The sequence below is a fragment of the Mycolicibacterium pyrenivorans genome (assembly GCF_025821625.1).
Taxonomy (GTDB): Bacteria; Actinomycetota; Actinomycetes; order Mycobacteriales; family Mycobacteriaceae; genus Mycobacterium; species Mycobacterium pyrenivorans.
The window spans coordinates 1-20,950 of sequence record NZ_JACKSH010000073.1 but is presented as its reverse complement, the minus strand read 5'-3'; the positions used below and the strand labels follow the sequence as shown (position 1 = coordinate 20,950).

The following is a 20,950-nucleotide window of genomic DNA, read 5'->3' as shown; positions in this document are numbered from 1 at the left end:
GCCGACATCACCCCACCAACACCGCCCTCACGCGGCGACGAGCACACCGGGACGGAGGTCGCCTGAAAAACCCCGATCCACAGGTATTGACAATTCCTCTCTTTTCGGCGGAGTTCCCCGACTTTACGATCTGGGTAGAACTTCGCGCGGGTTCTAACGTGGACGGTATTCGGCTCAGATCGATCGCTGAGTCCTTGACGTACTGGGCTTACCAGATCTATCAGGCGGAGCCTGAACTGTTCTCGACGTTCGGACACGAAGTTCAGTTGCTTCTTCTCGAGACCGAGTTCTCCGGCGGCGACGACGATCGATGGATACGACGCGGTGCAGACGTGGACGGCAAAGATGTGACCTTCGAGTTCAAGGCTCCCTCCAAGCCTCAAAGGTCTTCGGTCCCAAATGCACTCGACCGCGATCTTGTTGCCGTGGTGCTTTCTTCATTGCGGCACCTTGCCGGTATGTCGCATCCAGATCACGAGTCCGATCCGTTGCTGGAAGTGCTTGTACCGCCAGGGGAGCGACGCATGTTGCACATCGTGCAGTCAGACGTTGATCTGATCGCATGGCCAGGTGCGCTGCCGCCCGCCAGAACTGTCTCTGCTGCTGTCATCTCAAAACTCCTCGACGAATTGGGCGCTCACTTGCGCCTCGACTGCGGACGTCCCGTTGGAGCTGTCCCGTCGGGCGAGCGCACTGCCCTGCTGAACAACGAAGTCGTCGCCTACTTGCGTGAACGACTCATGACGGATTTGACTGCCTACGACGGTACGGCGCCACTGGAGTACCTGATCTGTGCCAATGAATCACTACTGCACCATCACTACGTTGAGCGCGTCAGATACCCGTCGACATTGGCGTGCTTCGGTCAAGATTCGCATGATGTTCAAGATCTCGCCAAGCGAATCGCCAAGACCACCACGGCTTCTGTAGCATCGCGATTCCTCATAGAGTTGGTCTCTGCGATACAGCCCGAGTCAATCGCGGTGCCGACGCTTGAAAAATACGACTCTTTGCTCGGACTCGCTTCTGAGATCGTTAACAAGGGGTTTCTGTCCGACGCCATCCACACGGGACTGTCACACGTAGAACTCTCGATCCTTCCGTCAGGTCGCCTCGGCATCGGTCGTGACGATGACCGGTATGTCCAAGGCCTACAGAGTCTAATGAGTGCGAATGCGCAGTCGGTCATCGATGATGCGGCTCGGCAGGAGACGTGGGATCCGAACCATGGCGCCTCTGCAGACGATGATTTCCCGCTGGCGGACAGCCTCGCCGCAGTCGAGTGGGGATTTTCGTTTACTGAATTAGCCTTGTTTACAAGTGAATTGATAAATCAGTCCACTGAACGCGATCAGCAGGACGTTGGCGCGTTGACCGTGCAGGCCATCAGAGAACGTATGCAGTCCAAGTTCGCCTGGAGCGACGAAAAGATCACTGCCCTCTTGGATGAGCTGACGATGACGCGCGAAGCCGATTTCTGGGCGCTCGGATCCGAAGTCTTTCCGTGGCGCTACAACCGCGCTCGCTCGTATCTGCGACGACCACTGATCGCCTACGTGTCGAAGGGGGTCGACTACGTAATATTCGGACATCGCAACACGCTGCGCACTTCCTTCGAACTGCACGGGCAGTACGTTTCAGGTCGTTTGAAAGCTAGAAGCTCGGCCATGAAAGCCGCGCTTAGTGCCGCAAAGGACCGGAAGGGCACCAGGTTTGAGTCGCGTGTCGCAGAGGAATTTGGTCGGTGGTGCGATCCTGTCCACCGTCGGTTACGCCGCCTCGGGAACCTAGACTTTAGGAACATCGACGGGCGGGACCTCGGCGATATCGACATCGTCGCGTTCCACGAACCGTCACAGACTCTGTACCTCGTTGAAGCGAAGGCACTTCTGGTCGCACGCACGCCGCGGGAGATGGCCAATGAAATTGCGGCCTTGATCGAAGGTCAAGGATCGGCCGTCGAACGGCTCAGGACGCGTCATCGGTTCGTAGCCAGACACTTGCCGGAAGTGTTGCCGTCGTTGGGCATCCGCGCTGACGATCCAAGCGTCACCGCACTGATTGTCGTCGACGTCGACCTGTTGTCAGCACGCTTCAGCTCTCCGTATCAAATCATTCCAGTGGCGAAGCTGAACGAACTGATTGATTAGGCAGGAGCCCAGAACGGGAGTTTGCACAGTGCGTGAGGTTTGTAAGTAATGGGGACCGATCAAGCGATTGAAGCCAAGTGGGGCGAAGTCGCCGCGGCGGTAGAACGGCTCGCCGAACGGGTCGGTGATATCAACGATTTTGTAGTAGCACCGGGAAGCTCCTTGGCGGGCGATGACCGCGCGGCTCACCCCTTCGAGATAAGCCACGCAATTCGACACATCGTCCACACGACGGTCGACCAGCTCCACGGCATCAAGGTTGCGGTTCATGACGCGCAGCAACAGCACCTTGCCGTAAGTACGACACTTGCACGGACCGCTCTAGAGAACACCGCAACGGGACTGTGGATACTTGGACCCCGCAAGAGGAGCGTTCGCCTCGAACGGGTATTGCGTTGGCATTCACGCAATTACCACGATTTCGAGAACTTCCTCGTTAGAGCAGGCCACGACGCGACCGGCGCGCGCGCTAGAAACCGCTCGGCGTTGGACGAGGTACGGACGGTGGCCTTATCAGGTGGTATCGACGCGGGAATCGCCACGTCAGGCTTCAGCGTCACCGTACCGATCAAGGAAGGCGCGGAGTTCACCGATCTGCCGGTTTTCAGCGACTGGCAGATCGCCTCAGGCTTCGCACATGCTCGACCGTGGGCGCACCATGGATTTCTCCACCGCGAGAAGATCGCGACTGGGCAGGGGAAACATTCCTTCTACAAAATGACCGCACGTGGAGAGATGACGATCTACTTTCCGCTGCAAGCGCTGCACTTGTTAGGTCAACTTCTTCGATTGCGTGACCGCCGAGCCGGCTTAGATATGCCACCTCTGCCGGGTGACTTCCCCGACGGGGAACCGCAACACGCACGGCGCACGACGGACACGACCAGAACCGACCGCAGCAAGACGTAGCAACTGTCGACCAGTGGGAGGAACCGAAGCGACGTTCGCGTGCCCGACTGCTACACCCACCGGGAACTTCACGCGGCCGTGAATGCGTCGCTTACTTACGGGCCGCGACAGCTACGTGCGATCTGCGCTCAAATGATCGCTATCTCGCGTAGTTGCACAACCGTACGGTTTTAGGATCCGCCACGAAGATGAGAAAAACGTTTCCGCCACTTGGATGAGAAATCTGCAAACCCGCAGGTAGAGCAATCGCGATCCGCCACGCAGTTTGAGAACCTACAGCAGCAGGCCCGCCCCCTAGTACGTCGCCAGCAGTCGAGTCAGTACGTCGACACCGAAACGCAGCGCACTGGCCGGGATTCGCTCGTCGGCGCCGTGGAACAGAGCGGTGAAGTCCAGGTCGTCGGGCAGGAGCATCGGCGTGAATCCGTAGCATTGGATCCCGAGCCGGCTGAGCCATTTTGCGTCCGTGAAGGCGGTACTCATGTACGGCAGCACCGTCGCCATGGGATCTGCGCTGTGCAGGGCCGTGCCGATCGCATCGAGCAGCGGGGCGTCCAGGCGCGATTGGACGGCGGCGCCGTGATAGATGGTCTCGACGGTCACCGCCTCGCCGACCAGATCCGTGAGCTGCTGTGGGAACGCATGGTCATGTCCGGGCAGAGTTCGCGCGTCGATGACGGCGGTGGCCTCGGCGGGGACGACATTGGTCTTGTAGCCACCGTGTACCTGGGTGGGGTTGACGGTGTTGTGCAGGCCTGCGCGGATCATGCGGTCGAAATGCCCGAGCCGGTTCGCCAGCGCCTCGTCGCTGGCCTCCGGCTCGGCGAGGACGTCGCGCAGTCCGTCGAACAGCGCGGTGGTGGTGGCTGTGGGTATCGCGGCGCCCAGGTCGTGATCGGCCACGCGGGCCAGGGCGCGGGCCAGCGTGCTGACCGCATTGTGCGGGTTGATCATGCTGCCGTGCCCGGCCGCGCCGATCGCGCGCAGCCGCGCCCACCAGACTCCCTTTTCCGCGGTGGAGACGAAGTATGCGCGTCGGCCGCCGGTGAGGGTATGGCTGAAACCGCCGACTTCACCGATGGCCTCCGAGCAGTCGGCGAACAGCTCGGGACACTGCGCCGTGACGTGGGCGGCGCCGAGCGTCCCACCCGCCTCCTCGTCGGCGAAGAACGCGACGACCACGTCACGGCGCGGAGCCGATCCCTGCCGAGACAGGTTGCGCAGTGCCGAAAGCGTGATGGCGATGTGCCCCTTCATGTCCAATGCGCCACGGCCCCAAACGAAACCGTCGTGCAGTTCCCCGCCGAAGGGGTCACGTGTCCAGTCGGCAGCGACGGCCGGAACCACGTCGAGGTGGGCGTGCAGCAGCAGCGCAGGCAGCGAGGGGTCGGTGCCGGAGATCCGCCCCACCACCGAGCACCGGCCCGGCTCGGGTTCGAACCACCGGCACTGCGCGCCCAACCGGTCCAGCGCGTCGGCCACCAGTTCGGCGGCGGGCTTCTCCGAACCTCCCGGGTTGGAGGTATCGATGCGGATCAACTGCTGCGCAAGGGCGATGACGTCGTCGTCTCCGGAGCCCTGGGCGGGCAGGCCCGTCATGGCGCCACGATTGCCTCTCCGCTGCCGACGACCGCGATCGCTTCGACCTCGATGAGGAAACCGTCGTACATCAGCCCGGCGACTCGCACCGCAGTCCCGGCAGGTCCGGGCGTGGGCAGGTACTGCAGGCGGACCCGGGTCATCTTCTCCCAGAAGTCCCGTACCGCGTCGCCGGTTTCGTTGCAGCAGTAGTAGGTGTTCAATTTGACGACGTCGTCCCAGCTGGCGCCGCCCTCGGCGAGCACCTGGCCGACAGCCTCGAACACGTTGCGGGTCTGGACTTCGATGTCGCCTTCCCCGACCACGTTGCCATGCTCGTCGGCCGAGAGCTGACCTCCCACGAACACCATGGTTCCGACGCGCCACCCTTGTGAGAACGGCGTCGGGATGTGCCAGTCCCAGGACCCGGCGGGCATGAGACGTCGGCGGGTGAGCGGACCGACGGTGTTGTCGACATGTGTCACAGCTGAAGCTCCTCTGGAAGCAGACCGGTCAGTTGTCGAAGACGGCGACGGCGCGGATGGGTGAGCCGGTGCCGTTGCGGATGTATAGCGGCAGCCCGAAGAACAGGAACCGTTGATTGACAACCTGATCGAGGTTCGCCAGGCCCTCGGTGTTGACGATGCCGTACTCGCCGCAGACGTTGTGCCCGGAGAACTCCGTGTCGTCCGCGTGGTCGATGGCCACGTTGTCGACGGCGATGTTGACCACGCCCTGCTCGGCCAGCCACAGCGCCGCGGCACGGTCGAGCCCGGTGTGCTTCTCCGTGTAGGCGAGGTTCGGATAGGTCGCGTCCCCGTAGCCGGTGTAGAGGATCACGATGTCGCCCTTGCGGATCTCCTGTCCGCTGGCTTCCAGGGCGGACTGCAGGGCGGCGGGGGTGATGTAGTCGGGGTACTGAACCGAACGCAGGTCGAGGCAGATCGCGTCGCCGTAGTAGTACTCCAACGGGGACTTGTCGATGGTGGGGCCGTTGGGGTCGTACTCGAACACGGCGTCGGTGTGGGTGCCGGCATGTTCGCTGATGAGCAGGTTGTGCGCCTCGAACCCGAGGTGGGTGTTGTAGGTGGTGCGGAACTGTTCGTGGGTCTGGTTGGTGTTGATGAACGTCTTCTGATGGCCGAACCACATCGGCATGCCTTCGAAGATCTCGCGGGTCAGGTCGACGACCCGCACGCGGCGCTGCATGATCTCGGCCCCGAACTTGGGGTATGCCCGGGTGGTGTCGGTTTCATCGATAGCGGTCATGATTTCCTCTCCAATCGTGTTGTCGTGCAGGGTGAGCAGTGCCAGGAAGCGGTCAGTGCGCGACTGCCGGGGTTGGTGTCGGGGCGCATGAGCCGTACTCGATGTGCGCACCGAAATCGCCGGGAAACAACGTGCGGGCCGAGGTGATCGGCGGGGTCGGCATGTCGATCAACGCGCACTTGCGCGGCATGTCGGAGACGAAGTCCTCGACGGTGCCGAGTTTGTCCAGCAAGTCCCACGAGCCCTTGCCCGAACTGATCTGCTGCAGGGTGCGCTGATACGTCTGGGTTTTCATCCGGCACGGCGGACATTGACCACACTGCTCGCGGGCGAAGAAGTCGGTGATCTCCGCGCAGATCTCCACGATGCAGCTGTCGGTGGTGACCACCCGCACCGCCAGGCAACCCGGTTGTGATCCGGCTGCCCGGATGTCGGCGTCGCGGATGGCGGTGCCGGCCGCCGTCGCGGGCAGGAAGCGGCTCGACGGGCCGCCGGGTTGCAGCGCTTTGAGCACACCTGAGCCGGTGAGGCCGCCGGCGCGGACGATGAGGGCCGCGAACGTATCGACCGCCGGATTGACCTCGTAGACACCGGGCTTGGCGATGTCCCCGCTCAGCGTGGTCAGCCGCGTCCAGTGCGGTTCGACACCGCGCTGTGCGGCGCGCAGCATGCGCGGCAGGTTGGCCAGGGTTTCACAGTTGGAGACAAGAGTCGGGCGCCCGCCGACTCCGCACTCGGTGGGATGGGGAGGATGGCCCGTCGGTTTCCCGGCGCCGCCGTCGATCGCGCTCACCGCGGCGGTGGCCTCACCGGCGACGTAGCGGTCCGGTGCCGGCACCAACCGCAGCGCCGGGCCACCGGATGGCTGCCGCTCGGCGTGCTCGGCGAGCGCGGAGGTGAGGCCGGCGATCTGATCGGTGGCGTTCTCGCTGAGGTAGAACACGACCTCCTCTGCGTCGAGCGCCGCCGCGGCGATCAGCGAACCCTCGATCACCACGTGTGGGTTGGCCGCGAGCAGCGCCAGATCCTTACCGCTGCCGGGCTCGTCCTCGGCGGCATTGCACACCACCGCCCGGGGGCCGGGTTGATCGAGCATCGCCGCCACTTTGCGGGACAGCGGAAAGTGGGCCCCACCCAGCCCGGTCAGCGTCGTCGACAGCAGCGCCGCCCGGCCGGCAGCAGGATCCGCGCGGGCCCACGTCAACGCGGTGTACCCGTCACCGGCGAGGTACTCGGACAGGCTGCGACGCTGCGACGGCAGCAGGAGTTCGGCAGTCATCGGCACCTAATCCGACAGGCTCAGATCGCCCGGCTTGAAGCCGGCGTCGAGCATGTTGAAGATCTTGCGGGCGATGAAACTGCCACTACGGTCGATCACTTCAACCGGCTCGCCACCGTCGGCGTGGGCGATGATGCCCTCCGCGTGGCGCGGATCAACGTCGCTGTAGAAGGCCCGCCGGTGTTCGATCAACAGGTTCGGGCCCTGTTCACAGGCGGCGAAGCAGATGTAGTCGTTGACCTCGATGTCGGAGCCGGTTTCCTCGGCGATCATGCGGAGCCGATCGCGGACCGCCTCTGATCCGCGCAACACGCAGTCGACGTTGACGCAGACGTGGATGATGCGTTCGTCGGAACTCATGTCGTCATACACGGATTTCATCTCCGGGATCCTCGGCGTCCCAGGACAATACGACCTGGTCGGTATCCCATCGGGTGAAGTAGCCGCGGTAGGCGGACACCACCTGGTTGAGATCCCGGCTGTCCCAGTCACGGCCGAGGTGCTCGGTTACCGCCGACGCGTGGATCACCATGCGGTCCGGCACATCGAGCAGAACCATTCCCGGCATCTGCACGACGGAGGCATCCGGCACGTCCTGCAGCACTGCGGCCACGATCGCGTCACACTCTTCGCCGGCCATCATCTCGATCCCGACGACCGAGCGGGCAACGTGTCGGCTCATGCGGAGACCCCTTCGTCTTCTGAGATCAGTACTGGGACAGTGATGTCCGTGGCAGACAGTTGTTCCTGAATCCAGGTGAGCGCCTGTGTGACGGCGCCGGCCCCGGCCGTGTCTGGCCCCAGCAGTGTGGCCGCGGCGGCGTACGTGCGGGGCAACAGGTCGGCGACCCAGGACGTGATCAACTCACGGTTGTGCTCGCCGTGACGATCGTCGGCGCAGACAAGGCGCAGGAAGGCCGCCGCACCTTCGCGGTGTCGCACCTTGTCGTCCTCGATCGACCGGCAGACGAAAGGTGTGAGGCCGTCGCCTGCGGCCAGGGCGCCGGTGGTCAACAACGCGTGCGCGGCTGCGGTGTGCAGGGGTTCGAAGACGATCTGGGCGAGAATGATGGCCTTGCCCCAATCGAGAGTGGCCATGATCTCTTCGACGATGCGGCGGGTCGGTTGGAGCCGCAGGCCCGCCATCCACGCGGGCCGAGGATCGTCGAAGCCGTCGTGGTGGTTCCCGTACACAATGGCCAGGCGACCGTAGAGCTGCGCATGGCGCAACTCGTCGAACATCATGAACGACGTGGCGCCCGCGATCCACGACGACAGTGCGAATCGGGTGGTGTGCTGGTGGGTGATGCACAGCCCCCAGTCGGGATACTGCAGCGGCCCCAGGACATCTCGGAGCAGCGCTACCCGTTCGGGATCGACCGCGGCGAGCTGGTTGTCGGTCTCGGCAAACTCGAATGCGGTCGACACGCTACGGGCGGCACGGGCCTGCCGGGTGGTGTACGTGCGGTAGTACAACTTGTCGGGGGTGCGGTAGGCCTCCCAGTCGCCGCACCGCAATGCGGTGCTGTCGTCGGTCCACACCTGATGCGAAGGACGATCACCGTCGATGTGGTAGGGGGCGTGCCACTGCAGTAGCCGGGTCACCTCCTCGTACTCGTTCAGCCGCCGAGTGCCGTTGCTCGTCGCGCGTAGTGTTTCCACGTCGAGCTGGGGCCGGGCCGGTGGGGTGGTGGCGACAACGGGCTCGCCCACGGCGCGCACTCCGACCAGGTCGCCGTCGCCGATGCCGAGATCGGACAACTTTGTGGTGGCGAAGACGTCGGGCATGTCGAGTTCGACCAGACGTCCCCGCGCGGAGCGTGCCGCACCGATGCTCTGGAGCAGATCGGAGACGGTGGGATCGTCATCAGCGAGCACGAATGCTTCCGGTGCGGCCTCGCCCACGATCCGTGAATAAACCAGCACTTCTGAATCTCCTTGTGATGTCGCAGGGTTTGGCGGTACTAGAGCGTGGCCGGCACCGGCATCGCCGGGAAGTACCCGGTGGGTGCATGCGTGCCGCCCAGCGGCGTGCCGTCCGGGGTGATGTTGAGGAACTGCGCGACCCAGGACGGGTCCTTGTCCGCCAGCAGCAGTGCAGAGGGTTCGGTGGTGCGCACGTACTTGGCTGGTTCGCGTTCGAAGATCCATTGGCATCCTTCGGAGCAGAACCAGTACCGCCGGCCGTCGTAGTCCACGGGAAAAGCCTTGGCGGAGGCGGGTTCAGGGAAGGTGCACGGGAACTTGCAGAGATCGCAGACCATCGGCAAGGTGTCGGCGTCGACGATCGCGCCGTCAGCTACCGACCGCCAGAACGCGGCATGGCTCGGCCCGAATGCCGGATACTTGTCGTGCAACCACGCCAGGTCCTCATCGGTGGGTTGATGCACGTCGAACCACAGTTGGTCCCGGGAGGCGTACAAGCCGCGCCAGATGCTGTGTGAGCCGTGCTCGATCTCCTCGAGTGCCTGAGCGAGGTGACGCGGTGGCCGCAGTCCGAACTGTGACAGTTCCGAAACGTAGCCCTCGATGAAATCCTCGAGTACGTAACGGCGGAACGCTTCTTTATAGGAGATCGGCTTCTTCTTCGGGAAGTAGTCGAGTACCGGCCCCACAACGGCGAGGAGTAGACGGTGGCACCGCCAGAACCACTTGTCCATCCAGTCCTGAATGAGGCCGAGGTTGGTGTCGCCGAACTGCAGCATGGCGCGCGCTACCGACTGGCCCAGTGCCATGTGACGTGTTTCGTCGCTTTGGATGGTCAGGTGGGCCTGCCCGAATCCGTAGTCGCCGTTGGCGACGCCGGCGGCGGGTGCCGCGATGAACAGCAGGTTGGTGAACGCCGTCTCGAAGACCAGGTTGGTGCCGATGATCGCTTCGATCGGATCGGTGGTGATCAGGTCCTCGAAGAACGACCGGTCGCCCTGGAAATACCAGTGCCGCTCGAAGAACGTGATGCGGTCCTTGGGCAGCAGGAACCCGCTTTCGTGGTGCTTGACGTAGTCCTTGGCTTGGAAGATCGCCTCTTCGGCGTGTCGGCGCTCATCCATCGCCTGGACCATCGAGGCGATGCGGATCGCCGGTGCGGGCGCAAACCGCGCGACCCGCACATGGCCGCGGTAGTTGTAGTACTCGCTGTAGGTCAGGGCGGTGTTGAACGACTTCATCGCCTCCACCCAGCGGGCGTCGACCCGGCCGATGTGGCCGAACCGCGCGCCGGCGTCGCGTACGGCGTGGAACTTGTCTTCCTTCTCGGCCTGGATACGGACGTAGTCCTCGAACAGAATCTGGAAGGGGTCGTTGAACTTCTTCCAGTCCGGCATCGTGCAGGCGGTGCGCCACTCCTCCGGGATGTAGGCGTCCTCGCCGACGTAGGTGGGGTCCCAGTGCAGTGAATGGGTCAAACGCTGGTACTGCTCGCGTGTCTTCATGACGACTCCGATCTGTCCTGTGTTGCGCGCTGTGCCGTAACCTTCAGAAAGTGCATCAAGGTTGGTGCCGCGGTCGTGCGCGGTAGAAGATTTGTGGAATTCATGAAGGTTAGAGCCCACGCATTGCGGTGGCGTTGACGAAGGTTTCGATCATGTTGCGTTTGCGGACTGCGGCCGCCTGGACTCCCGCACGAGTGCTGTCGGATGCGGGCCGGCCCGCAGCCCGGCGTTAGGCTCGAACCCGGTGAGTTGCCCGGAGACGACGAGCGTGAAGGAGGGGGACGTGACGGCGGAAGTCACGGCCACCAACGGTCGCGGTGGCGGCCATGCGCCGCGTCGGCTCCGCACGTCGAGTCCGGCGGCCATCTCGTCAGGGCCGGCGCCGCCGAGTGACGGGCAGGGGATCTACATCCAGCAGGCGGCCCAACTCGTGGGTGCGACCGCCGTCCAACTGCGCGCCTGGGAGCAACAGCAACTCATCAGCCCGGCGCGTACTGCCTCGGGGTACCGCGTGTACACCATCGATGACATCGAACGGATGCAGCGGATCAAGTCGCTGGTCGCGGGTGGCGTCAACGCCGAGGGTGTGCGCCGGATCCTCAACGGTCCTGGTTATGCCGCCGGGCTGCCCGCAGCGCTGACCGCGGCGTCCTCACATTCCCGAAACGTCGGCAACACGGTGCGAAGCCTGCGCAAGGAGCGGGGCTTGACCCTGCGTGACCTCTCGCAGTCCACGGGTCTGAGCGCGTCCTACATCAGCTCGGTGGAACGCGGTGCCGCGGCACCGTCGATAGCGTCACTGCAGAAGATCGGTGCCGTGTTCGACACCAACGTCCTGGCGCTGATGTCGGAGTCGTACGAAGCTCCCTGCTCCCCGGTGGTCCGCGCCGAGCAGCGCCGGGTGCTCGACAGCGACAAGGGAGTGCGGATCGAGGACCTGTCCACTGCCGGCAGCAATCTCGAGCCGCTGCTGTTCACTTTCCAGCCCGGCTGCGGTAGCGACGGCGCCATCTCGCATGAAGGCGAGGAATTCCTCTACGTGATGTCCGGGCAGCTCTACCTGTGCCTGGACGGCAGCGACGAGTATTACCTCAACCCCGGCGACTCCATGGGCTTCCGTAGCGAGCGCGCCCACGAGTTCGGCAACCCCGGCGACGTCCCCTCAGCCGTCCTCTGGATCAACACGCCGCGCACGTTCTGATGGGCGTGGGGGCCCCATGCAACCTCCAGCCCCGATGCCATCTGCAGCCACTCATAGGTTCGCGATGAGTAATGCGGACCGGAGGAGTCCAATCAACATCGGCGACAATCCAGGAGGAATGCGTGACCCAGCTGCTCAGAGTCCAGAACTTCACCGTCTCGGGGGACGGGTTCGGCGCGGGCGAGAACCAGACCATGGAGCGCCCGTTCGGCCACGCGGACCCGGCAGACATGTTCGCATGGGCGGGCGCCACGGCGAGCTGGCCCAACCGCACGGACCCCGGTGGGAGTCGCGGTCTCGACGACTACTTCACCCGGGACTTCGCCCACAACATCGGAGCCGAGATCATGGGCCGCAACAAGTTCGGCCCGCAGCGTGGCCCGTGGCCCGACCATGAATGGCAGGGCTGGTGGGGCGACGAGCCGCCGTTCCACACTCCGGTGTTCGTGATGACGCACCATGAGCGCCCGTCGTTCACCCTGTCCGACACCACATTCCACTTTGTCAACGACGATCCGGCGGCGGTCCTCGAGCGAGCTCGGGAAGCCGCGCAGGGTAAAGACGTCCGACTGGGCGGCGGGGCGACCACGATTCGGCAGTTCCTCGATGCGGACCTCGTCGACACGCTTCACGTGGCCGTCTCCCCGGTCGAGCTGGGGGCCGGGGTGCGGCTGTGGACCTCGCCCGACGAGCTGCGCGACCGGTTCCACCTCGAGATCGTGCCGAGCCCGAGCGGCGTCACCCACCACCTGTTCTGGCGGCGCTGATCCCGGTCACGGCGCCGCCGCCTCTGCGGCCCACTCCTCGGTGACGCGCTGCTTCTGCGCGCCGATCACCTCGTTGAGATGGGACGCTTTCGGCCACCCGTAGTAGGCAGCGAAATGCAGCGCCAACTCGTCCATTTCGTCGAAGGACACGTCGCGGCTCTTGAGGGCGGCATAGACGTGACTGAAGATGGGATACGGTGCGTCCTGGAACGCCACGCACGCCACCGTCACCAGGCGCCGTTCCTTCATGCCGAGGCCGGGGCGCAGCCACATCTCGCCGAACACGAAGTTCAATATGCCCGCCCCGGAGAACGGGTTGTCCCGGGTCGGCCCGGCGGGCAGGCAGTTGATGGCCTTGAACGACTGTTCGCCGACCAGGAGCCGGGCCTCCGGGTCGCTGGGCGTGGGCAGCGGCAGCAACGGCTCCGGCGGTGGCACGTCCTCACCGCGCTCCCGGTGGATCCGCGCCCATTGCTCGTCGACCACCATGTTGAACCGCGATGCCTTCGGCCAGCCGGCGTACACCGCGAAATGCAGTACGGTTTCCTGCATTTCGACGATGGTCAGGTCGCCGCTGTTGAGTGCGGCGTAGACGTGGTCGCGCAGTGGCGCCTCGGCGTCGGCGGCGGCGACGCAGGGCAGGGTGATGAAGCGGCGATCTCGCCGACTCAACACCGGGCGTCGCCAGACCTCGGCGAAGACGAAGTCGAGAAGGTGCGTTGTCGTCGGCGAGTGGTCCGCAGGGGCGGGGAAGGTCATCACGTCGACGAAGGCACGGCGACCGGCCTCAGCCCGATCGTAGTCGCGCCGTGTGTGGTCGATGTCGGTCGCGCTCATCGCTGTCACCCTCCTACTGGGGGCCGATTCACCGGAGGGTGACGCCGGCGTCGACCTTCATCTCGAGCCCAGTCACATAACGGGATTCGTCGGAAACCAGGTACAGCACCGCGTTGCTGATGTCGATCGCCTCGGCCATCACGATCGGCATCGCGTTGAGGAAGATCGGTGCCAGATCAGGCCGTTTCTCGGCGAGCAGGTCGTGCAGCGAGTCCGGCCGCAAACCCGTCTCGACCCCGGTCGGGTGGACGGTGTTGACCCGGACATTCACCGCCGCAAGCTCATTGGCCAGGGCCCGACTCAGGCCGACCACACCGTGCTTTGAGGCCGTGTACGGGGTGTGCAACGGGGTGCCCTTCAGCCCCGCGGCGGAACTGATGATCACCACACTGCCGCCGTGCTCGACCAGGTGCGGCAACGCGGCGGCGCACGTGTTCCAGGTTCCGATCAGGTTCACGTCGACGACGGTGCGCCACTGCTGTGCGGTCGTGGTGTCCCACGTACCGGCCGTCAGGACACCGGCGTTGGCGACCGCGGCATCCAGGCCGCCCAACCGGGAAACGCCGTCGTCGACCGCGGCCGTCAGCGCCTCGACGTCACGGATGTCGACGATGTGGGTCACCGCGCTGCGGCCGTGTTCCTCGACTAGCCGGGCGGTCTCGTCGAGGTCCTCCGGCGTGGCGAGGGGGTATTCGAGCTCCGGCAGGGACGCACAGATGTCCACCAGGATCAGGTCGGCGCCTTCCTCGGCGAGCCGCACGGCGTGGCTTCGGCCCATGCCGCGGGCCGCGCCGGTGACCAGCACCCGCTTGCCGGCGGCGCGTCCGCATGCGGCGCTCATAGCTTGTTGCAGAAGCCGGCGTCGACCGGGAAGGTCACCCCGGTGACGTACCTGGCCTCGTCGGAGACGAGGTAGGCGATCGCGGCGCTGATGTCCTCCGGTTCCAGCAATGAGACGGGCATCGGATTCTGCAGGTGCGGCCCGCCATCGGGGTAGTTCTCCAGGAAGGAGACCATCGCCGGGTTGACGGCCATCATGGTGTTGACGGCCGTCGGGTGTACGGTGTTGACCCGGATACTTTGTGGTGCAAGGGCATTGGCCAGTGCACGCATCAGGCCGACGATGCCGTGCTTGGAGGCAGCGTAGCCCAGACCGCCGCCCTGTGATCCGCCAAAGCCCCGCAATCCGGCTGTCGAACTGGTGAACACGATCGATCCGCCACGCGCTCCTGCGATCAGGTGCGGGATGGCGGCCTTCGCGGTGTGGAACGCGCCGACGAGGTTGACGCCGAGCACGTCGGTCCACTGCTCGAGGTCTTCGTCGTCGGTCAACTCGCGAAACGCCATCGACGCGATACCGGCGTTGGCGCAGACGATGTCGAGACGGCCGAAGTGCGCGACGCCTGCGTCGAGCGCCGACTTCAGCGTGCGGTAGTCGCGGACGTCGGCCACCGAGGCGACCATCTTGCCACCCTGAGCTTCGACGAGGGCGACGGTCTCGTCGAGTTCGTCGCGGGTGGCCATCGGATATCCGTTGGACGCGATGTCGGCGCAGATGTCCACGCCGATGATGTCGGCTCCGTCGGCGGCCAGTCGCACGGCGTGGCTGCGCCCCTGGCCCCGGGCCACCCCGGTGATGAACGCGACTCTGCCGTCCAGGAAACCCATAGAACCTCGCTTCGTTGCGTCGGCCGAGTCCGGCCGCATCCAATCTGAGTAACTGCGTTACTCACGTAAGGTAACCGTGTTACTCCACAACCGCAACCCCCGCCCAGGGGGTCTTCAGTGGTGAGTACCTGCGCTGCCGCCGGTGACATGCTCGTAGCCGTTGAACAGCCAGTAGAGGGTGCGCTCGATGGACGGCAGGATGTCGGTGACGGCGATCTCGCCTGCGGCGAAGCGACTCAGGGATCCGAGGATGACGCCGGACAAGATCATCCCGACATCCTCGGCGAAACCGGGGTCGGTGGAGTCCAGTACGGCGTTGACGGCGGGCACCACCGTGTCGAAACCATGCCGGGTCAACTGGTTGCCGTTGGGGCCCGCCTGGGCCCGAACGTAGGCCTTCAGCATGCCGGGGTGTTGCTCCCACGGTTCGAAGATCGTCCGGAAGATCCGCAAGAGGCCGTCGGGGACCGACTCGTCGCCTCGCTCGGTCCCGTCGCCGGCCAGCGGCGCGTAGCGATTGGCGTCCATCCACCACTGCAGCGCGGCCGCGATCAGGTCTTCGCGAGTGGCGTAACGCTTGTAGATGGTCGACAGCGACATCCGCGCGCGGCGAGCAACCTCGCGTAATTGCACGGCGTCGTAGCCCTCGGTCTCGAGCAGGTCGACGACGACAACGATGAGTGGGTCAGGCGCTCGATCAGCCGTCGCGTCGGGAATCGCGGACGAACGTGTGTCACTCTCGGCTGCCACGGTAACGATGTTACTGAACCGCTGCCGAGCTCACGCACTCACAGGTTGCGCCGGCCGTGGCAACATCGGCAATCGTGACACAGCAGCGCAATCGTCGTTGGGGAGACGACCGCGCCGTCCATGATGACGAGGATGCCTGCCGTCGCCTCCTCGACGCCGCCGAACGCTGCATCGTGCGGCGCGGTGACACCCAGATCAGGATGGCCGAGGTCGCCGATGAGGCCGGGGTGGTCAGGTCCACGGTGTACCGGTACTACCCGACGCGCGACGAACTGCTGCTCGGCGTGGTGCTGCGCCGCATCGAGACCGCGTCCGCGCGGTGGGTCAGCGGCCTGATCGACCCCCGGGACGCGGCCGGCAGCATCCGGGCGCTGGTCCTCAAACCGGTCGCGGCGGTCGACGACGGCGACGCGGTCAATCAGGCCCTGTACGCCAGCGAGAGCACCGCGCTGATCCCGGTGCTGGAACTGGGCGCCGACGCCGTCGCCGACATCATGGCCGATCACGTCGGTCCGCTGTTCCGGCAGTGGAAGGCCGAGGGCCAGATCTACGAGGACCTCACGCTGCGCGAGACCGTGCAGTGGATGTCGGCGGCGACGTCGTTTCTGCTCACGACGACCTGGCGTCACCGGCCGGCCGCCGCCAAGCGCCGCTTCGTCGATCGGTACCTGATCCGCGCACTGGTGCGCTGACCGCACCCTTGGCGATCGGACGTTTTCCAGATAACGTCCGAAGATGGGCTATTCCGCCGCCGACGAATCGTTCACCCATCAGCTACCGACGACGTTCGATCAAGTGCATGACCCGGATCCGACGTGGTCGGATCGCTGCTACTTCTTCGCCGCGTCGCCGGACGGCACCATGTTGCTGGCCAGCGGCTACGGCAACAACCCCAACACCGGCACCGGCCTGGGCTATGTCAAGGTGAGCCTGGCGGACGGCAGGCACTGGGATCTGCTCGCCGGAAGACCGGTGGACGGTGGTGGCCGAGACGACCTGAGTGCCGGCCCGATGAGCTGGACATGTGTTGAGCCGCTGAAGAAGTGGCGTCTCGACGTGGCGCCCAACGCCTCCGGGATCGCCTGGGAGCTCTACTACGAGCCCACGGCGCCGATGTGGGAGCTACTGCCGATGAAGGTGCGCGACGCCGACGGCCGCAGACTGGCCGACATGTATCACATGAAGGAACCCGGCCGCTGGACCGGATGGGTGGAGATCGAGGGCGAGCGGTTCGGTGTCGACGGGTTCCACGGTGGCAGGGACCGCACATTCGGCGTGCGGGTGTCCGACAAGATCGACTTCTGGTTGTGGCTGGACGCCGGCTTCGAGGACAAGGCCATCGAGGCGTGGATCATCGAATCCGCCGACGGCACAGTGAATTACGTTGACGGTGGAATTGTGCACAACGACGGCACGCTGTCGAAGAGGTTCGTCAAGATCGAACATGACGTCGAGTTCGACGGTGACCGCAAGCGTCCGGCGCGCGCGGTGCTCGTCTTCACCGATGAGGACGGGCAGACCTACCGGGTCACCGCCGACACCCCGCACCAGGCCGTCAACGCCTACTACGGGCTGCCGATGGCGCACTGCCGGTACGAAGACCTCGGCGGCGGTGGCTACTTCATCCACTTCCGCTGGGACAGCAACGATGCCGACCAACTCGCCGAGACCGAGGGAAACTCGATGGCCCTCGATCAGCTGATGCGGTTCCAACTCGACGGCGAAACCGGCTGGGGGATCTTCGAACTGCTGCTCGGAGGCAACGGCTATCGGCGATACCCCAACTGGACGGCGATGGACATGTCGGCGTTCACCCAGGACAAGACCCCGGTCGACCGCCTCCCCGCCGACAGTGAGGGAGCGGGACAATGACGTTCGATCTCGAGGCGGGCGAACGGCTGACCGCGTGGCTGCGCGCCCGGGTCGGTGACGCCGACGACGTCCGGGTCGAGGGCGTCGACCGGGTGGACTTCGGGCACTCCGCGGAGATGATGGTGCTCACCGTCGTCATCGTCCGGGACGGTCGGGACGTCTGCCGAGACGTGGTGCTACGCCTGCGGCCGAAGCCGCCCGCACTGCTAGAACCCTACGACCTACCAAGACAATTCACCATCTTGCGTGCCCTGGAGATCACCCGGGTGCGGGCGCCACGCGCGTTGTGGCTCGAGGACACCGGCGAGGTCCTCGGTCGACCCTTTCTCGTGATGGAGTGCGTCGCCGGTGACGTCTACGAGATGGAATCACCGGCCGGCGTCAGCGACGACACCGTCGCGCGGATGTGCCGCAGCATGGTCGAGCAACTCGCCGCGATCCACTCGGTCGACCTCGCGTCCACCGGACTGCAGGACCTCGACGACGGCGGCGATCACCTTCTCCGCGAACTCGACCACTGGTCGGGCGAGATGGACCGGGTCAAACGCGGCACCCTGCCTGCTCTGGAGCGACTACGCCAGGGGTTGCGTGAGACGATGCCCGAACCCTCGCCCAGGATCACGCTCGTGCACGGCGACGCCAAACCCGGCAACTTCGCCTTCACCGACGGCGCCGTGAGCGCGGTCTTCGATTGGGAGATGACGACCGTCGGCGATCCGCTGACCGACATCGGCTGGCTCGAACTGCTGTGGATGCAGCCCGTCGGCATCACCAGCCACTCCGCTGCCCTGCCCATCGACGAACTGCTGGCCCACTACGAGGCGGTCAGTGGGATCAGGGTCGAGAATCGTTCCTGGTACCGCGCGTTCAATGCCTACAAGATGGCCGTCATCTGCCTGATCGGGGCGATGCTCGTCGACGCCGGACACAGTGACGACCAGAAGCTGGTCCTCGCCGCGTACGGCACCTCGCTGCTGACCCAGGTCGGCCTCGCCGAACTCGGCATCGAGGACAAGATCGAGGACGGCCCCGTGCTGCCTCGCGAGGAACGCCTGGCGCTCGTACAGTCCGCGGTCGGGCTATAGCGGCAACCCGGCGTCCAGGAACTCCAACCCATGGATGAGGGCGTCGGGGGACATCGGGGTGCCGTGCAGGGCTGCCATCATGACGCCGGTCATGGCTCCGGCGGTGATGCGCAGGTGCGGATCGTCGGCGGGGCGGTTCAATCGCGTGGCCAGCGCCTCGGTGATCAACTCGATGGTGTGGATGTACTCGTTGTACAGCGCCGCGGCGGCTTCCGGCAGCGTGTACAGCAGCTGCTGACGGGCCATCTCCTCGCCCCACTCCGCGCCCGCCATGCCGCTGAACACCTGTTCGAGGGCGTGGCGGTACGCGGCGATGGGCCGCAGTTCCGGCGGCGCGGCCAGGAAGAGCTCGATGATCGGCTCCATCAGCTGATCGGGGATCAGCAACGCCGCCTTGTTGGGGAAGTACCGGAAGAAGGTCCGCGGTGAGACGTCGGCGACTTCGGCGATCTGCTCGATGGTGGTGTTCGGGTAGCCGTTCTTCTGGAAGAGCTCGAACGCCGCGAGACGCACCGCTTCACGGGTCCGGCGCTTCTTGCGTTCCCGGAGACCCATGTCGTCGTCTGCGTACATACCACCGATTGTCCCGTACCCGGGTCGCGAAACGGGCGATACAGGCGACCCGCTTCACCGGTGCGCTCGTGCCCGACAGGGACCACCCCGGGAGAGGGCCGGAATACTCCGCCTGCAGGTGGCCGGGCTTGCACGCAGCCGAGGATGATTCGTCGATACCTTGAACCGGCGAAATCAGTACGAGCGCGGTAACCCCAGGGTGTGCTGCGCAACATAATTCAGCACCATCTCGCGGCTCACCGGCGCGATCTGCAGAAGGCGGGCCAGGCCCCACTGCGGCAGCAGTCCGTACTCCTTCGACAATCCGTTGCCGCCATGGATCTGGATCGCATGATCTACCGCCGCGACGGCTGCTTCCGCCGCGGCGTACTTGGCCACATTCGACGCTTCCCCGGCGGGCTCGCCGGCATCGTAAAGCCATGCCGCCTTCGCGGTCATCATCGCCGCGAGGTCGACCTCGATCTTGGCCTTCGCGAGCGGATGCGAGATCGCCTGATGCGAACCGATCGCCGGTCCCCACACCGTGCGTGTCCTCGCGTAGACGGCGGCTTTGTCGACGGCATGGCGGCCGACCCCGACGCAAACGGCCGCGCCGGTGATGCGTTCCGGGTTCAGTCCGTCGAAGACCTGCCGGAACCCTTCGTGTTCGGTGCCGATCAGGCTCGACGCAGGCAGTCGCACATCGTCGAAGTGCACGGTGAACTGCTTCTCGGGCAGGTTGATCCCCACGGGCAGCCGATGCGCCACCAGGCCCGGGGCATCGGCGGGAACCAGGAACAGCGACAGCTTCTCCGGTGCGGTGCGGGCCACCACGACCAGTGCTCCGGCCTCATCGATACCGGAGATGTAGTACTTGGTGCCGTTGAGCAGGAAGTCGCTGCCGTCTCGCACTGCGCTCGTGGCGATCTTTCGGGTGTTCGATCCCGCATCTGGTTCGGTGATCGCGAAAACGACCTTCGTGTCGCCGGATGCCATGCGCGGCAGCCAATCCCGCCGTTGCTCAGCAGTGCCGTATCGGGCCAGCAGCTCACCCGAGATCGCGCTGGACACCAGCAGCAGTAGAAGGGGGCACCCGTGGGCAGCGGTCTCTTCGCAGACGATTGCCAGTTCGGCCATGCCGGCCCCGCCGCCGCCGAACTCTTCGGGAAAGTTGATTCCGATGAAGCCGTGGTCGGCGAGGTCTTTCCACAGTTCGTCCGTGGGCTCATCGGCGGTGGCCCGTTCGGCGAAGTAGTCGGATCCGTACTTGTCGGTGACGGCGCCGACGGCGGCGCGTAGATCCCGATGCTCGGGTGATTCCAGGAAATCCATCAGGGCACCAACTTGTCGGGGATCTCGGTGTAGAGAGCGCGCAGGTACTCACCGAGTCCCTTGGCCTGAGGGTCGGTTCTGGTGCACGAGGCGACGCCTTCGCCGAGATAACCGACGATCACGAAGTTGAGTGCCTTGAGGTTGGGGAGCTCATAGCGCAGAACCGCGAGCCCTAGTAGTACTTTGTTAGGTGGGGAAGGTGTGGTGGCATAGTGGGCAGGTGCCGATCCAATGAGCCAGTGCGCGTTGAAGTTTGCGCACGATGCCGTA

At 65.0% G+C, this 20,950-nt stretch carries 22 protein-coding genes; 7 read left to right on the top strand and 15 right to left on the bottom strand.

The window, feature by feature from the left end:
- Both H7I57_RS10105 and H7I57_RS10100 read left to right on the top strand, forming a co-directional pair.
- Positions 1 to 2,150, top strand: a 2,150-nt coding sequence (locus H7I57_RS10105) for an anti-phage protein Upx-like protein (protein ID WP_264023319.1), incomplete at its 5' end; no start/stop codon positions are given.
- Positions 2,151 to 2,198: 48 nt separating this feature from the next.
- Complete coding sequence (locus tag H7I57_RS10100; RefSeq protein WP_264023318.1) at positions 2,199 to 3,059, top strand: hypothetical protein; 861 nt, start codon at positions 2,199 to 2,201, stop codon at positions 3,057 to 3,059.
- 294 nt (positions 3,060 to 3,353) lie between these two features.
- Here H7I57_RS10100 and H7I57_RS10095 read toward each other — a convergent pair whose 3' ends face one another.
- From H7I57_RS10095 to H7I57_RS10060, 8 genes are read right to left on the bottom strand one after another with little or no spacing between them, the layout of a single operon-like run.
- Positions 3,354 to 4,658, bottom strand: a complete 1,305-nt coding sequence (locus H7I57_RS10095) for a M20/M25/M40 family metallo-hydrolase (protein ID WP_264023317.1) — start codon at positions 4,656 to 4,658, stop codon at positions 3,354 to 3,356.
- Positions 4,655 to 5,122 carry a RidA family protein gene (locus H7I57_RS10090; RefSeq protein WP_264023316.1) on the bottom strand — a complete coding sequence of 156 codons (468 nt, stop codon included), beginning with the start codon at positions 5,120 to 5,122 and terminating at the stop codon, positions 4,655 to 4,657. The genes H7I57_RS10095 and H7I57_RS10090 overlap by 4 nt, the downstream gene beginning before the upstream one ends.
- A gap of 28 nt (positions 5,123 to 5,150) precedes the next feature.
- A complete protein-coding gene (locus tag H7I57_RS10085) occupies positions 5,151 to 5,906 on the bottom strand; it encodes a cyclase family protein (protein ID WP_264023315.1) in 756 nt (251 codons plus the stop codon).
- Positions 5,907 to 5,958: 52 nt separating this feature from the next.
- Positions 5,959 to 7,185, bottom strand: coding sequence for an NADH-ubiquinone oxidoreductase-F iron-sulfur binding region domain-containing protein (locus H7I57_RS10080; protein WP_264023314.1), 1,227 nt, complete (start codon positions 7,183 to 7,185; stop codon positions 5,959 to 5,961).
- Between the two features lie 6 nt (positions 7,186 to 7,191).
- Positions 7,192 to 7,566 (bottom strand): (2Fe-2S) ferredoxin domain-containing protein, encoded by a 375-nt coding sequence (locus tag H7I57_RS10075; RefSeq protein WP_264023313.1) that lies wholly within the window; start codon positions 7,564 to 7,566, stop codon positions 7,192 to 7,194.
- On the bottom strand, positions 7,550 to 7,867 hold the full coding sequence (locus H7I57_RS10070; RefSeq protein ID WP_264023312.1) for an MmoB/DmpM family protein: 318 nt from the start codon (positions 7,865 to 7,867) through the stop codon (positions 7,550 to 7,552). The genes H7I57_RS10075 and H7I57_RS10070 overlap by 17 nt, the downstream gene beginning before the upstream one ends.
- Entirely contained in the window at positions 7,864 to 9,111 is a 1,248-nt protein-coding gene (locus tag H7I57_RS10065; protein ID WP_264023311.1) for a ferritin family protein, read from the bottom strand. Before H7I57_RS10065 ends, H7I57_RS10070 begins: the two co-directional genes overlap by 4 nt.
- A 38-nt stretch (positions 9,112 to 9,149) precedes the next feature.
- Positions 9,150 to 10,616: a YHS domain-containing protein gene (locus tag H7I57_RS10060; protein ID WP_264023310.1), complete on the bottom strand. Its 1,467-nt coding sequence runs from the start codon at positions 10,614 to 10,616 to the stop codon at positions 9,150 to 9,152.
- A gap of 283 nt (positions 10,617 to 10,899) precedes the next feature.
- Here H7I57_RS10060 and H7I57_RS10055 point away from each other — a divergent pair, with 283 nt between their 5' ends.
- Together H7I57_RS10055 and H7I57_RS10050 are read left to right on the top strand one after the other, a co-directional pair.
- Positions 10,900 to 11,817, top strand: a complete 918-nt coding sequence (locus H7I57_RS10055) for a cupin domain-containing protein (RefSeq protein WP_264023309.1) — start codon at positions 10,900 to 10,902, stop codon at positions 11,815 to 11,817.
- 122 nt (positions 11,818 to 11,939) lie between these two features.
- Entirely contained in the window at positions 11,940 to 12,584 is a 645-nt protein-coding gene (locus tag H7I57_RS10050) for a dihydrofolate reductase family protein (RefSeq protein WP_264023308.1), read from the top strand.
- Between the two features lie 6 nt (positions 12,585 to 12,590).
- Here the strand turns inward: H7I57_RS10050 and H7I57_RS10045 are convergent, their stop codons facing one another.
- From H7I57_RS10045 to H7I57_RS10030, 4 genes are all read right to left on the bottom strand, one after another.
- Positions 12,591 to 13,421 (bottom strand): carboxymuconolactone decarboxylase family protein, encoded by an 831-nt coding sequence (locus H7I57_RS10045; protein ID WP_264023307.1) that lies wholly within the window; start codon positions 13,419 to 13,421, stop codon positions 12,591 to 12,593.
- 28 nt (positions 13,422 to 13,449) lie between these two features.
- Entirely contained in the window at positions 13,450 to 14,262 is an 813-nt protein-coding gene (locus H7I57_RS10040) for a mycofactocin-coupled SDR family oxidoreductase (protein WP_264023306.1), read from the bottom strand.
- Positions 14,259 to 15,089, bottom strand: coding sequence for a mycofactocin-coupled SDR family oxidoreductase (locus H7I57_RS10035; protein WP_264023305.1), 831 nt, complete (start codon positions 15,087 to 15,089; stop codon positions 14,259 to 14,261). The genes H7I57_RS10040 and H7I57_RS10035 overlap by 4 nt, the downstream gene beginning before the upstream one ends.
- A 114-nt stretch (positions 15,090 to 15,203) precedes the next feature.
- Complete coding sequence (locus tag H7I57_RS10030) at positions 15,204 to 15,839, bottom strand: TetR/AcrR family transcriptional regulator (RefSeq protein WP_372510171.1); 636 nt, start codon at positions 15,837 to 15,839, stop codon at positions 15,204 to 15,206.
- 71 nt (positions 15,840 to 15,910) lie between these two features.
- Between H7I57_RS10030 and H7I57_RS10025 the strand changes: the two genes are divergently transcribed.
- The 3 genes from H7I57_RS10025 to H7I57_RS10015 are packed head-to-tail and all read left to right on the top strand — an operon-like array spanning position 15,911 to position 18,796.
- Complete coding sequence (locus H7I57_RS10025) at positions 15,911 to 16,531, top strand: TetR/AcrR family transcriptional regulator (protein ID WP_372510173.1); 621 nt, start codon at positions 15,911 to 15,913, stop codon at positions 16,529 to 16,531.
- Positions 16,532 to 16,574: 43 nt separating this feature from the next.
- Positions 16,575 to 17,711 (top strand): Rv3169 family protein, encoded by a 1,137-nt coding sequence (locus tag H7I57_RS10020; protein ID WP_264023303.1) that lies wholly within the window; start codon positions 16,575 to 16,577, stop codon positions 17,709 to 17,711.
- Positions 17,708 to 18,796: a phosphotransferase family protein gene (locus tag H7I57_RS10015; protein ID WP_264023302.1), complete on the top strand. Its 1,089-nt coding sequence runs from the start codon at positions 17,708 to 17,710 to the stop codon at positions 18,794 to 18,796. The genes H7I57_RS10020 and H7I57_RS10015 overlap by 4 nt, the downstream gene beginning before the upstream one ends.
- Here the strand turns inward: H7I57_RS10015 and H7I57_RS10010 are convergent.
- The 3 genes from H7I57_RS10010 to H7I57_RS10000 form a co-directional block, all read right to left on the bottom strand.
- Complete coding sequence (locus H7I57_RS10010) at positions 18,791 to 19,369, bottom strand: acyl-CoA-like ligand-binding transcription factor (RefSeq protein ID WP_264023301.1); 579 nt, start codon at positions 19,367 to 19,369, stop codon at positions 18,791 to 18,793. The genes H7I57_RS10015 and H7I57_RS10010 overlap by 6 nt on opposite strands.
- A gap of 174 nt (positions 19,370 to 19,543) precedes the next feature.
- Positions 19,544 to 20,680, bottom strand: coding sequence for an acyl-CoA dehydrogenase family protein (locus H7I57_RS10005; protein ID WP_264023300.1), 1,137 nt, complete (start codon positions 20,678 to 20,680; stop codon positions 19,544 to 19,546).
- Positions 20,680 to 20,950 (bottom strand): AtuA-related protein (locus tag H7I57_RS10000; protein WP_443678329.1); only part of this gene is annotated, 271 nt, incomplete at its 5' end. The genes H7I57_RS10000 and H7I57_RS10005, both read right to left, overlap by 1 nt.

Coding starts and splice junctions, on each gene's coding strand:
- H7I57_RS10100 (WP_264023318.1), top strand. CDS start 2,199: ATGGGGACCGATCAAGCGATTGAAGCCAAGTGGGGCGAAGTCGCCGCG.
- H7I57_RS10095 (WP_264023317.1), bottom strand. CDS start 4,658: ATGACGGGCCTGCCCGCCCAGGGCTCCGGAGACGACGACGTCATCGCC.
- H7I57_RS10085 (WP_264023315.1), bottom strand. CDS start 5,906: ATGACCGCTATCGATGAAACCGACACCACCCGGGCATACCCCAAGTTC.
- H7I57_RS10080 (WP_264023314.1), bottom strand. CDS start 7,185: ATGACTGCCGAACTCCTGCTGCCGTCGCAGCGTCGCAGCCTGTCCGAG.
- H7I57_RS10075 (WP_264023313.1), bottom strand. CDS start 7,566: ATGAAATCCGTGTATGACGACATGAGTTCCGACGAACGCATCATCCAC.
- H7I57_RS10070 (WP_264023312.1), bottom strand. CDS start 7,867: ATGAGCCGACACGTTGCCCGCTCGGTCGTCGGGATCGAGATGATGGCC.
- H7I57_RS10060 (WP_264023310.1), bottom strand. CDS start 10,616: ATGAAGACACGCGAGCAGTACCAGCGTTTGACCCATTCACTGCACTGG.
- H7I57_RS10045 (WP_264023307.1), bottom strand. CDS start 13,421: ATGAGCGCGACCGACATCGACCACACACGGCGCGACTACGATCGGGCT.
- H7I57_RS10040 (WP_264023306.1), bottom strand. CDS start 14,262: ATGAGCGCCGCATGCGGACGCGCCGCCGGCAAGCGGGTGCTGGTCACC.
- H7I57_RS10035 (WP_264023305.1), bottom strand. CDS start 15,089: ATGGGTTTCCTGGACGGCAGAGTCGCGTTCATCACCGGGGTGGCCCGG.
- H7I57_RS10020 (WP_264023303.1), top strand. CDS start 16,575: ATGGGCTATTCCGCCGCCGACGAATCGTTCACCCATCAGCTACCGACG.
- H7I57_RS10015 (WP_264023302.1), top strand. CDS start 17,708: ATGACGTTCGATCTCGAGGCGGGCGAACGGCTGACCGCGTGGCTGCGC.
- H7I57_RS10010 (WP_264023301.1), bottom strand. CDS start 19,369: ATGTACGCAGACGACGACATGGGTCTCCGGGAACGCAAGAAGCGCCGG.
- H7I57_RS10005 (WP_264023300.1), bottom strand. CDS start 20,680: ATGGATTTCCTGGAATCACCCGAGCATCGGGATCTACGCGCCGCCGTC.